Source organism: Acinetobacter sp. 789_lipA (genome assembly GCF_058242845.1).
Map to the genome: position 1 here is coordinate 1454863 of NZ_JBZAYS010000001.1, position 11669 is coordinate 1466531.

At 42.3% G+C, this 11669-nt stretch carries 10 protein-coding genes; 3 read left to right on the top strand and 7 right to left on the bottom strand.

Going from position 1 to position 11669, the window contains the following annotated elements:
• The 6 genes from tnpC to AC4CUZ_RS07055 all read right to left on the bottom strand — a co-directional run bounded on the left by tnpC (window position 1) and on the right by AC4CUZ_RS07055 (window position 6552).
• Window positions 1-1626 (bottom strand): IS66 family transposase, encoded by a 1626-nt coding sequence (gene tnpC / locus AC4CUZ_RS07030; RefSeq protein ID WP_490747142.1) that lies wholly within the window; start codon window positions 1624-1626, stop codon window positions 1-3.
• A gap of 74 nt (window positions 1627-1700) precedes the next feature.
• Window positions 1701-2036 carry an IS66 family insertion sequence element accessory protein TnpB gene (gene tnpB / locus AC4CUZ_RS07035; RefSeq protein ID WP_004642106.1) on the bottom strand — a complete coding sequence of 112 codons (336 nt, stop codon included), beginning with the start codon at window positions 2034-2036 and terminating at the stop codon, window positions 1701-1703.
• Entirely contained in the window at window positions 2033-2416 is a 384-nt protein-coding gene (gene tnpA, locus AC4CUZ_RS07040) for an IS66-like element accessory protein TnpA (protein ID WP_043974824.1), read from the bottom strand. The genes tnpB and tnpA overlap by 4 nt, the downstream gene beginning before the upstream one ends.
• 256 nt (window positions 2417-2672) lie before the next feature.
• Window positions 2673-3014 (bottom strand): hypothetical protein, encoded by a 342-nt coding sequence (locus AC4CUZ_RS07045; protein WP_178928396.1) that lies wholly within the window; start codon window positions 3012-3014, stop codon window positions 2673-2675.
• Window positions 3015-3202: 188 nt separating this feature from the next.
• Window positions 3203-5335: a 3-hydroxyacyl-CoA dehydrogenase NAD-binding domain-containing protein gene (locus AC4CUZ_RS07050; RefSeq protein WP_178928397.1), complete on the bottom strand. Its 2133-nt coding sequence runs from the start codon at window positions 5333-5335 to the stop codon at window positions 3203-3205.
• 11 nt (window positions 5336-5346) lie between these two features.
• Window positions 5347-6552: an acetyl-CoA C-acetyltransferase gene (locus AC4CUZ_RS07055; protein ID WP_490747416.1), complete on the bottom strand. Its 1206-nt coding sequence runs from the start codon at window positions 6550-6552 to the stop codon at window positions 5347-5349.
• 230 nt (window positions 6553-6782) lie between these two features.
• Between AC4CUZ_RS07055 and AC4CUZ_RS07060 the strand changes: the two genes are divergently transcribed.
• Complete coding sequence (locus tag AC4CUZ_RS07060) at window positions 6783-7745, top strand: IS30-like element IS18 family transposase (RefSeq protein ID WP_004691346.1); 963 nt, start codon at window positions 6783-6785, stop codon at window positions 7743-7745.
• A 74-nt stretch (window positions 7746-7819) separates the two neighbouring features.
• Here the strand turns inward: AC4CUZ_RS07060 and AC4CUZ_RS07065 are convergent, their stop codons facing one another.
• On the bottom strand, window positions 7820-8830 hold the full coding sequence (locus AC4CUZ_RS07065) for an AraC family transcriptional regulator (RefSeq protein ID WP_004695134.1): 1011 nt from the start codon (window positions 8828-8830) through the stop codon (window positions 7820-7822).
• Between the two features lie 209 nt (window positions 8831-9039).
• Here AC4CUZ_RS07065 and AC4CUZ_RS07070 point away from each other — a divergent pair, with 209 nt between their 5' ends.
• Both AC4CUZ_RS07070 and AC4CUZ_RS07075 read left to right on the top strand, forming a co-directional pair.
• Window positions 9040-10158 carry a CaiB/BaiF CoA transferase family protein gene (locus AC4CUZ_RS07070; protein WP_490747417.1) on the top strand — a complete coding sequence of 373 codons (1119 nt, stop codon included), beginning with the start codon at window positions 9040-9042 and terminating at the stop codon, window positions 10156-10158.
• A gap of 119 nt (window positions 10159-10277) precedes the next feature.
• The gene (locus tag AC4CUZ_RS07075) at window positions 10278-11552 is read left to right on the top strand and encodes a carbohydrate porin (protein ID WP_490747418.1); all 1275 of its coding nucleotides are present in this window, start codon (window positions 10278-10280) and stop codon (window positions 11550-11552) included.
• Window positions 11553-11669 lie beyond the last annotated feature (117 nt).

Consider the following 11669-nt stretch of genomic DNA (forward strand, 5'->3'; position numbering starts at 1 on the left):
TTAATTTGAGTTGGATTTCCAGCGGTGTGGTAGCAATTCTTCTATTTGGGTCACTTTATGGGTCGGCAATCTTTTCAGCACATCACTTAAATAGGCATACGGATCCAGCCCATTCAGCTTTGCTGACTGGATTAAAGTCATGATGTTTGCCGCTCGCTGACCACTACGCAGCGAACCTGCAAATAACCAGTTCTTACGTCCCAACGCCCAAGGCCGCACCTGGTTTTCCACCCAATTATTGCAAATCGGTAGATTGCCATCATCCAGATAGCGGCTTAAAGCTGGCCAACGCTTCAGAGTGTAATTGATGGCCTTGGCGGTTGGAGAACTCGATGGCACCGTCAGTTGATGCTGGTTGAGCCATTCATACAGTTGTTGCATCACCGGATGACTATGCTGTTGTCGGTATTCGCGGCGCTGTTCTGCTGTACCATCGGTCTTTCTCCTGAGTTCTGCTTCTATGGCATACAGTTTCTGAATCAGCACTAAGGCCTGTTCAGCGACCTGACTTTTCTTGGTCACATGCAGTTCATGGAATTTACGACGAGCATGCGCCATGCAGCCCACCTCAATGACTTGGCCTGATTTAAAGCGTGCTTTATAACCACTGTAATCATCACAGACTAGATGGCCCTGCCAGTCTTTCAGGAACACTTCAGCATGCTGGCCTGAACGACTATCCTGAAAGTCATAAATCACGGCTTGAATTGGATTATATTGGGTTGTTGCATAGGCCCAGACATAACCTTTCTTCGGTTTTTTCTCATCATCACTCATCCGCATGATGGTGACCGGCGTTTCATCGGCATGGATCACCCGCTGTTGCAGCACCACCTCTTTTAAAGCATTGGCCAGAGGTTCCAGTTCTACACCGCAGCGACCTATCCAGTCAGATAAAGTTGATCTAGAAAGCTCGATTCCCGCCCGCTGATAGATCAGACGTTGACGGTACAGCGGTAAATGATCTGCGTATTTCGAGACCAACACATGGCTAAGCAGTTCAGGACTGGCAATGCCTTTATCAATCACATAGGCGGGCATCGCTTGCTGAGTCAGTGTGTCACACTGATCACAGACCCATTTGCCACGCACATGCTGTTCCTTATAGAACTGTGCCGGTCTGAAATGTAGTTTTTCACTGATATCTTCGCCGATACGACGCAAGGTGCAGCCACAAGCACATTGGGTTGATGTTGGTTCATGCTCGATACGGATGGTGTGTAGATGATCGGGCAGCAGTCGACGTTTAGGTTTGTTGACTGTGGCTTTGTGTGTCGCTGCATCAGTTTTATCTGCATTCAGCCGTTCCAGTTCCAGATCAACAGCGGCAATATCTTCTTCGACCGCTTCATCCCAGAGATGGATTTGTTTTGCGGTGAGATGTTCGTTTTTACTGTCGAATTTGTGCTTTTTAAACAGCGCAAGTTCATGCTCGTATTTTTGATTGAGAATGGAAAGATGCTGAACTTTGGCATCTAATTGCAGATTGGATACTTCAAGATGCTGAACTTTGGCATCTAATTGCTGGTTTGATTGTGCCAGAGACTGATGTTGCATTGCCAACTGTCTAGTAAATTCCAGCAGTTGTTCATGGGTCAGTTGGCTTAAATCAGGCAGTGTATTCATGACCGCAGTATGCCTGAGGTCATGAGAAGAATGAAATAGAACGTTTGGAGAATAGCAACTTGGACCAAGCTAGTTTAGAGCATTGTGACCACTTGCTGTCGTCCAATGCGCTGCCAAGGCAAACCCTGGATCAGTGCCTGTAACTGTTCTGGGCTGAGGGCTACGCTTTCACCCTGGTGAACTTTAGCCCAGTGAAATTTTCCCTGTTCCAACCGCCGAGCACACAGCCAGATCCCCAGTCCATCATGTACCAGCACTTTCATGCGATGGCCACGTTTATTACAGAACAGGTAAGCACAATGCGGTTTGATGTAGCCAAAGGCTCTCACCACCTGAGCCATGGCCGTATCCATACCTGCACGCATGTCCATGGGCTGAGTAGACAACCAGATTTCATCGATACGGATCATGTTGTAAGTGCCTTGAGTAATTCTGCTAAAGCAGATATTTCTGATACTTGCCATTTCAAGCCAATTTCTGCTTTTGAGTGGGGTAAAGTAATTTGAACCGTTAACATGCCAGTAGGGATAGGATCTAATGGTGCGGAGCAAGATAAGGCAATAAATGCAGGTTTATTCGGTAGTAGTGAGCGATCATTCCCTGGCTTAGCATCAATTAAGCGAATCCATTTGGATACAAGATTTGTATTCAATCCATGTTGCAAAGCGACCGAAGCAATTGAAACCTCCGATGCTTTACACGCCTGAACGATCTGCTGTTTAAATTCAGCACTATATGTTCTTCGTTTTATCGTAAGAGATGCGATGGATGTCTGGTTATTTGTAGTCATAAATTTAAGTTCCCACTTGTTTTTAAGTGAGGACTAAATTAAGGCTTATAGGACGAATTCATAAGGTGTGTTCAGCGGACGCTTACGAATTGTGAAAGTGAAGGTAAGGTTTGTTTTAATGTTAAATCTAGATTCTGAGATAAATTCATAAAAAAAGAGCGTATTTACATACGCTCTTTTTACAGCATTTTAACTTTTTTTGCTTAACTGACTGGCATTACTGATCTTTCAGGGCTTTTTTATTAGTCACAGTATATTAGTGACCATGTTCAGATGACATTTTCGCGTGTTCATCGGCATTCATACCGTGCTCATCAGCGGTTGCATGTTCTGTGGTATCTTCAGAAGCTGCTTGAGCTCTTGCTTCACGCGCTTCTTTATCCGCTTGCGCTTTGGCCATGGCTTCTTCAGACATCGCAGGCGCATTTTTAAAGGCATGTTGCTGAGAGTTTTGCTGCGTTTGTTGACTTGGCATATAGTCAGGCTCATTGGTGATCGCAAGGTAGAAGATACCTAAGAAAATTCCACTTAAAATGAAAGCAATAATCAGTGCTTTCCAACCCCATGGTGATTTTTCAGGAGAAGTATTGTCAGTCATGTGCAACAGCCCAATTGAATAAGAATAAATCTAAAACTATGTAACTTTATAACACAAAAAACTGCGTCGGGCTTGAAAAGAATGCACTAAAATAAGTCAAAATTAGATGCTGAATCAGCAGGTTAATTTTGTTGTGTGCTGAGAGCGCAAAAAAGGGATCAGCAGATCCCTTTTTTAAGATTGAAGTTTTAGCGAATCTGACCCGATGACACCGATTCAACCAGACGTTGCGGTGCTTTGAAACGCTCACCGTATTTCGCTTCAAGTTCATTGGCACGTTGTACAGCTTGGTCTAAACCATATTGATTTAAAAACTGAATTGCACCCCCTGTCCACGGCGCAAAACCAATCCCAAAGATCGAACCGATATTGGCATCAATCACAGACTCAAGGACATTTTCTTCATAACAACGTAAGGTATCGAGTGATTGTACAAACAGGAAGCGGTCTATCATTTCTTGTTCAGAAATATCTACATCTTTCTTCCAATGATTCAAACCTTCCCAAAGATGCTTTTTACCACCTTCTGGATAATCATAGAAACCTGCACCAGCAGCTTTACCTTTACGGTCAAAAGTATGAATCATCGTTTGAATCACATCATCTGCACCTGAACGAGGTAAATCTTTACCTTCAGCTTGAAGCGCCTTACGGGTTTCATTGGCAACATGTTCAGAAAGTGTTAATGCAACTTCATCTTGAATGGCTAATGGGCCAACTGGCATACCTGCTTTGAGTGCTGCCATTTCAATACGAGCTGGATGTACACCTTCATGCAGTAAACGTAAACCTTCTTGAACAAAAGTACCAAATACACGACTGGTGAAGAAGCCACGGCTATCATTCACAACAATCGGAATTTTGCCAATTTGCTGTACATAATCATATGCTTTTGCCAAAGTTTCAGCAGAGGTATTTTTACCTTTAATGATTTCAACCAATTGCATTTTATCGACTGGGCTAAAGAAATGTAGACCAATGAAGTTTGCTTGATCTTTCGATGCATTTGCCAAACCAGTAATTGGTAATGTCGAAGTATTTGAAGCCATCACACCACCTTCTACAAGGAATGCTTCGGCTTCTTGAGTGACTTTCGCTTTGAGTTCTTGATTTTCAAATACAGCTTCGATAATTAAATCACAGCCTTTTAAATCTTCCGCAGATGCTGTAGCTGTAATTAGACTTAAAACCTGATCACGTTTTTCAGCCGTCATACGACCTTGGGAGACCTTTTTATCCAGTAATTTTTGGCTATAGGCTTTACCTTTTTCTGCATTTTCTGCAGAAACATCTTTCAGTACAACGGGAACCCCTTTGATTGCTGTAGAGTAAGCAATACCTGCCCCCATCATACCTGCACCAAGTACACCAACTTTGCTTGCTTGCCATTTTGCAACGTCTTTAGGACGACTCGCACCTGCCTTAATTGCATTCATTCCATGCCAAAAAGTACCGATCATGTTTTTTGAAACTTGACCTGTGGCAAGATAAGTAAAGTAACGTGATTCAATAGTCAGCGCTGTATCTACATCGACTTGCGCACCTTCAACCGCAGCCGCCATGATTGCTTCAGGTGCAGGATAGCAACCTTTGGTTTTATCACGTAGCATCGCTGGAGCAATCGCCAGCATTTGCGCAACCGCAGGTGTTTTTGGATCACCACCCGGAATTTTATAACCTTTTACATCAAACGGTTGTTGTGATTTTGGATGTTCTTTTACCCAAGCGATGGCTTTATCCATCAACTCTTCAGGTGTTTCTGCAATGTCTTGAATTAAACCGAGAGATTTTGCTTTATCCACACCAAACTGCTTACCTTCCATTAAGAATGGAAAAGCATTTTGTAGACCTAAAAGGCGTATCATACGCACGATACCACCACCACCTGGCAGTAGACCTAAAGTCACTTCAGGCAAACCAAACTTCGTTTTAGGATCATTCAATGCAATACGTGCATGACACCCTAAAGCGATTTCCCAACCACCACCTAAAGCTGTACCATTCAATGCTGCAACGACAGGAACACCTAGAGTTTCGATATAGCGAAACTCTGCTTTCATTTTCTGAATCATTTCAAAAAATGGAGTGGCATCTTCCAAACGAGCTTGAATCAACTCATCCAAATCGCCGCCTGCAAAGAAAGTTTTTTTCGCTGAACGAAAAATAATACCTGTAATAGAAGTTTCAGATTTCAGTTTAGAAACAATATTTTCCAAAGCTACACGAAAATCTGCATTCATAGTATTTGCTGATTGATTCGGAGAATCTAAAGTCAGAATAATAATGCCATCGTCATTTTTTAAATATTGAATTGCGCTCATTATTATTATCCTTATACCAACTCAATAATGGTCGCAATACCCATGCCACCACCTACACATAATGTTGCCAAGCCACGCTTTTTACCTTGACGCTCTAACTCATCCAGTAAAGTTCCAAGAATCATCGCACCTGTCGCACCCAATGGATGTCCCATCGCAATTGCACCACCATTCACATTGACTTTCTCAGCAGGAACTTTTAATTCCGTCATAAAACGCATCACCACTGATGCAAATGCTTCATTGACTTCAAATAGATCAATATCGTCAATCGTTAAACCAGCTTTTGCCAATGCTTTACGAGCAGCAGGTGCAGGTCCTGTGAGCATAATAGTTGGATCTGAACCCACCAATGCAGTCGCCAATACTTTGGCACGTGGTTTTAAACCTTGTTCTTTGACTGCTTTCTCGGAAGCAAGTAATACAAGTGCTGCACCATCAACAATACCTGACGAATTTCCTGCATGATGCACATGATTAATTTTTTGTGCTTCTGGATATTGTTGTAATGCAATCGCATCAAAACCCATTGCACCCATCATTTCAAAACTTGGATTGAGTTTTGCTAAACCATCTGCTGTTGTTGACGGTTTGATAAATTCATCTTGATCTAAAATGGTCACGCCGGCTTTGTCTTTAATAGCAACCACTGATTGATTGAAATAACCCGCAGCTTGTGCAGCTGCTGCTTTGCGTTGCGAATTTGCTGCAAATGCGTCGACATCTGAACGTGTATAACCATCCAATGTTGCAATTAAATCTGCGCCAATCCCTTGCGGAACAAAGTGTGATTTTAAATTTGTTTCAGGATCTAATGCCCATGGCCCACCATCTGAACCCATTGCAATACGTGACATCGACTCGACACCACCTGCAACAACCACATCTTCCCAACCTGAACGTACTTTTTGTGCAGCCATATTGACAGCTTCAAGACCTGAAGCACAGAAACGGTTGATTTGCACACCGGCAACATCATTATCCCAACCTGCCGCAATTGCAGCAGTTTTAGCAATATCACCACCTTGGTCTGCAATAGGCGTGACACACCCGAAGACAATATCGTCTACTTTAGACGTATCTAAGTGATGACGATCTTTGAGTTCATTCAATAATGTTGTCAGTAAAGTAATCGGCTTCACTTCATGCAATGAACCATCTTTCTTTCCTTTTCCGCGTGGTGTGCGAATGGCGTCAATGATATAAGCCTCGCTCATAGCTGTTCCTTTTTATGACTTTTAAGTTGTTATGCATTTGAGTGTACAAATTAATGGCCGTGATGCAATGACTAGAACGGGTCAGGTCAGATGAATCTTTTTGCCAATAAACTGAAGATTTGGGCACGCAGATTCAAATCCCAAGTGCAACACATTTGTAGTTAGTTGAAAAAGTTAGGTGTATTCATAGAATCATTAGACTTTTTCAACTCGTAATTGGAAAGCACACAATGAAGAAATACACCCAACTTTCTCAAGATGAAAGATACGAAATTTATGCTACTTTGAAAAGTAAAAGTTCAATCGCTACCCTTGCTCGGGAATTAGGACGTTCACGATCAACCATCTACCGTGAATTAAAAAGAAATACTGGGCAACGTGGATATAGAGCTCAACAGGCAGCTAAATTTGCAAGTCAAAGACGGTACCGTCCTTCATCATCAATGACAGCATTTGCCTTCGCTTATATTGATTATTTGATTGGTTTGGACTGGTCACCCGAACAAATTTCAGGTGCTTTAACACAACGCGGTTGGCTGGATGTACCTTCACATGAGTGGATTTACCAGTACATTTATCAAGATAAATCAAAAGGCGGTAAACTTCATCTACATTTAAGGCATCAGAAGAAATATCGAAAACGCGGTTACAAAAACACGGATCGTAGGGGTCAAATCATTGATAAAACAAGTATTCACTGCCGACACCAGGTCATTGATCAACGACAACGTTTAGGAGATTTCGAAGGTGACACGGTGATTGGTAAACATCATAAAGGTGCTTTATTGACTCTCGTTGATCGAAAGAGCCTGTATGTACATATTGTTCATTTAGGGCCAACAAGAGCATCCTCTCAAACGATTACTTGTGCATTAGATCGTTTACAAATGAGCCATGCTTATAGTGTGACATTTGATAATGGCAAAGAATTTTCCGAACACAAAAGAATTACTGATGCTGGCATAGAGACGTATTTTGCTGATCCTTACAAGTCTATTCAGCGAGCTAGAAATGAAAATACGAATGGTTTAATCCGTCAATATCTGCCAAAATCATCATCGTTTGATGGCGTGTCAAACGAACAAATAGAGCAGATAGAATTTGCACTCAACCATCGTCCTAGAAAAACACTAGGTTGGTATACACCGAGTGAAGTTATGGCTGGTTTTTATACTGTTGCACTTGCCGCTTGAATCCGCCGCATAAAAAAACCCAAGATCGAAATCTTGGGTTTAGCAATGTGCCGAACAGTCGTCAAACTAAAAATTTAGTGATAACCGTGTAGTTGGCGATATAAACCGGGCGTAACTCCAGTCCATTTTTTAAAGGCACGGTGGAAGGTACTGGTTTCACTAAAGCCCACTTGCTGTGCCACATCTTCTAAAGTCAAACCTGGGTTCAATAGTAGGTGGATCGCGGCATCACGACGTAATGCATCTTTCACACCTTGGTAACTTTTACCTTCAGCAGCTAAGCGGCGACGCAACGTTTGTGGAGATAAATACAGCATAGAAGCCACATCATTCAGAGTTGGCATTTCCTCACCAATTTGACTCTTCAATACATCACGAATACGTGAAGTGAGTGAGTTTGTATTTTTAAATTTCACCAACAACTGTGCAGGAGCGGCTTTTAAAAACTCTTCTAATGTTTCTTCATTTTGACGAATTGGTAAGTCCAAATAATCTGCCGCAAAAGTGATTTCAGTACGCGGCATGTCGAACTGCATCACAGGTGCGAAGAACAGGGCATCGTACTCATCTGCATGAGTCGGACGTTCATAACCAAAGTGTACACGTTCTAGTGGTAAACGACGTTCAATCAACCAAGACGCGAGACCGTGCCAAATCATCAGCATACTTTCGGTAATGAAGTGATCTGGATCCATCGATTTTGGAATCTGAGGAACAAGACGAGCTTCGTGCTTGTCGCGTTCTAAGGTCACCGACCACTCATCACCAAACAATTTATAAAACTGTGAAGACAGTTCTAAAGCATCACCTAAGGTTTTGGCATGAATAATCAACTGACACATGATGGCAAACGTACCTAAACGACGTGGTTGCTTATCGAAGCCAACATGTTCGTCTTGGGTCACCATCCATAACATTTTAACGAAGCGAGTATATTGTTCTGGAGAAATACGGGCTTTAGGTTGACGCAGCAGTTCTGCCTCAATCCCTACGTGAGAAAGTAATGTTTCGACATCCATGCCGAGACGTTTTACGCCAGTTAAAGCCGCATTGACGAAATGGATACTAATGGTATCGCGGCTCATATTTAATCCTTCAGTCTCTTTTATATTCACTTGCGTTTGACCTAAATGACGCTAAAAAAAGTATTTTAGGCAATTTACACTAAAGTTTTTTGCCTTTTTACATGTTAAATTGCCGAAATGATCAAGGTAAATGGCTGAACATGACATTGTTTTGTTGCTTTTATATTTCTAAAATAGCTAAAAAATCAACATAAAAAGAGAAAATAAACATGGATATGGCATTGAAAGGATTGAAAGTTCTCGATTTTTCTACACTTTTACCTGGACCTTTTGCAACAATGTACTTAGCAGACCTAGGTGCAGAAGTGATCCACATCGAGTCTCCAACCCGCCCAGATCTGATCCGTTTAATGCCACCTTATGCCAATGGACAGGCCACTGCACATAGTTATCTCAACAGAAATAAACATGCTGTCGCTCTTGATTTGAAAGATCCTGCCAATATTGAACTGATCAAATCGAAAATTTCAGACTATGACATTGTAATTGAACAATTCCGTCCAGGCGTGATGCAAAGATTGGGACTCGACTATCAGACCTTATCTGAAATTAATCCGCGCTTGATCTATTGTTCCATTACGGGTTATGGGCAAACAGGAGGGTATCAAAATAAAGCAGGACACGATATCAACTATGTGGCTTTGTCAGGTATCGCGGGACATAGTGGCCGACAGCACAGTGGACCACCACCAATGGGGATTCAAATTGCGGATATTGCAGGCGGCTCTTTGCATAGTGTGATTGGAATTTTAGCTTCAGTGATTGAAAGACAGCGGAGTGGTTTGGGACAGTATATTGATATTTCTATGACCGACTGTGTGGTGGGGCTCAGTAGCATGGCCGCAGCTGCGAGCTTAGCAGGACAGGAAAAACAAGGGCCTGAGCAAAGCTATCTCAATGGTGCGACTTTTTATGACTATTATGAAACGCAAGATGGACGTTATTTATCGATTGGGAGTTTAGAGCCGCAGTTTTTACATGGGCTGGCCCAGATTTTAGAGTTGCCGATTGTGGCTGAAAAAGGGGCCTCTCTGGCAACTGATGACCGTCAGGTGGTGAAACAAGCAATAAAAGACAAAATTAAAACTCAAGATTTTGCCACGTGGAACGCAATTTTTCAGCAGCAAGATGTCTGCGTTGAGCCTGTATTAAAGTTGGATGAAGCACTCGATTCGCAGTTGGCTAAAGATCGTGCGTGGGTGGTTTCTGTACCTTTACAAGAGGGCAGTACAAAAAGCGAACAACAATTAGCTTGTCCAATTAAGTTTTCACGTTCAAAAATAAGATATGAATTTATAGGCAAACCACTTGGTTTTGATTCTTTATAAATATCATATAACGATAATTTGGATAGATTTAAAACAACAAAACGTCATAAAATGGGTTTTTATACAAATAAAGCGTATCATATCGATTAGTTGTAATTTTGTAAGAAAGGTCACCAATTATGAATAAATGTAAAAGAAGTTGGTGTTTTAACCTCAGTCTCTTAGCGCTCAGTTGCTGCTTTCAAAGTGTGTATGCTGCAAATGCCTTTGAGGCAGAAAGCCCTTGGATGCTGGGTGATTGGAATGGTCAGCGCAGTGCATTGCAACAAAAAGGCTACGACTTTAGCTTTGGCTATACGGGTGAAATGGCAACGTTGCTCGATGCCTCACATTCTTCAAGTCATGGTACCGAATATGCAGACCAGTTTGCATTTGGTACGCACTTTGATTTAGACAAGATTTTGGGCTGGCAGGATACTGAGGCTCAAATCACCATTACCGAACGCAATGGGCGTTCACTTTCTCAAACATCCTATGCTTTAGATGGGCATTTAAGTTCCACTCAAGAAGTGTGGGGACGTGGACAGACGTGGCGTTTAACCGATTTGTGGATTAAGAAAAAGTTCATGGATCAAAAGTTAGACATTAAAGTCGGTCGTTTTGGTGAAGGTGAAGACTTCAATAGTTTCGACTGTGATTTCCAAAACCTTGCGCTCTGTGGCTCTCAAGTTGGTAACTGGGGCGGTGGCCAGTGGTACAATTGGCCTGTCAGCCAATGGGCTGCGCGAGTCAAATATAACCTTCGGCCAGATTTGTATGCACAAGTCGGGGTGTATGAATATAACCCTGAAAACTTAGAACGTGGCAAAGGCTGGAACTTAAGTACCGACGGTTCGCAGGGGGCCATTATTCCTGCTGAAGTGGTGTGGCAACCTGCTGTAGGTATAAATAAGTTACCCGGCGAATATCGTGCAGGTTATTACTACAGTTCGGCAGATGCCACAGACATTCAAAACCCACAGCAAACCTCACATAAACAAGGCGGCTGGGTTGTTGCCAAGCAGCAACTCACAGCACATCACGGTGATGCTGCGCGCGGTTTGACAGTTTTTGTGAATCTCACACTACATGATTCAGATACCAATACGGTTCGCGACATGCAGAACATTGGTTTGGTCTATAAAGGTGCTTTTGATGCTCGCCCTCAAGATGAAATCGCGATTGGCCTAGCCCGTATTAATATCAATGATGATGTCAAGGACGCGAATATTGTCAATAACAGCGTCAAAGCCCGTTTACAAGGTGAAGAGTATGATGCCGAGATTTACTACGGTATTCATGCAGCCAACTGGTTAACCATTCGTCCCAATATCCAATATATCCGCCATGTAGGCGCATATAAAAATGGTGAAAATGCATGGGTGGGCGGAATTAAATTCCAGACTGCATTTTAGTTTCTAGATCGATAAGTATTTGTCCAGCAAGGTTGATAAAAACTTTTAACGGTTGTTCAAAGCATAAAACTGTTCGAAATAAGTCGTTTGGACAGATACTTAAAATCTAAAAACTGT

Coding starts and splice junctions, on each gene's coding strand:
- tnpC (WP_490747142.1), bottom strand. CDS start 1,626: ATGAATACACTGCCTGATTTAAGCCAACTGACCCATGAACAACTGCTG.
- tnpB (WP_004642106.1), bottom strand. CDS start 2,036: ATGATCCGTATCGATGAAATCTGGTTGTCTACTCAGCCCATGGACATG.
- tnpA (WP_043974824.1), bottom strand. CDS start 2,416: ATGACTACAAATAACCAGACATCCATCGCATCTCTTACGATAAAACGA.
- AC4CUZ_RS07045 (WP_178928396.1), bottom strand. CDS start 3,014: ATGACTGACAATACTTCTCCTGAAAAATCACCATGGGGTTGGAAAGCA.
- AC4CUZ_RS07050 (WP_178928397.1), bottom strand. CDS start 5,335: ATGAGCGCAATTCAATATTTAAAAAATGACGATGGCATTATTATTCTG.
- AC4CUZ_RS07055 (WP_490747416.1), bottom strand. CDS start 6,552: ATGAGCGAGGCTTATATCATTGACGCCATTCGCACACCACGCGGAAAA.
- AC4CUZ_RS07060 (WP_004691346.1), top strand. CDS start 6,783: ATGAAGAAATACACCCAACTTTCTCAAGATGAAAGATACGAAATTTAT.
- AC4CUZ_RS07065 (WP_004695134.1), bottom strand. CDS start 8,830: ATGAGCCGCGATACCATTAGTATCCATTTCGTCAATGCGGCTTTAACT.
- AC4CUZ_RS07070 (WP_490747417.1), top strand. CDS start 9,040: ATGGATATGGCATTGAAAGGATTGAAAGTTCTCGATTTTTCTACACTT.
- AC4CUZ_RS07075 (WP_490747418.1), top strand. CDS start 10,278: ATGAATAAATGTAAAAGAAGTTGGTGTTTTAACCTCAGTCTCTTAGCG.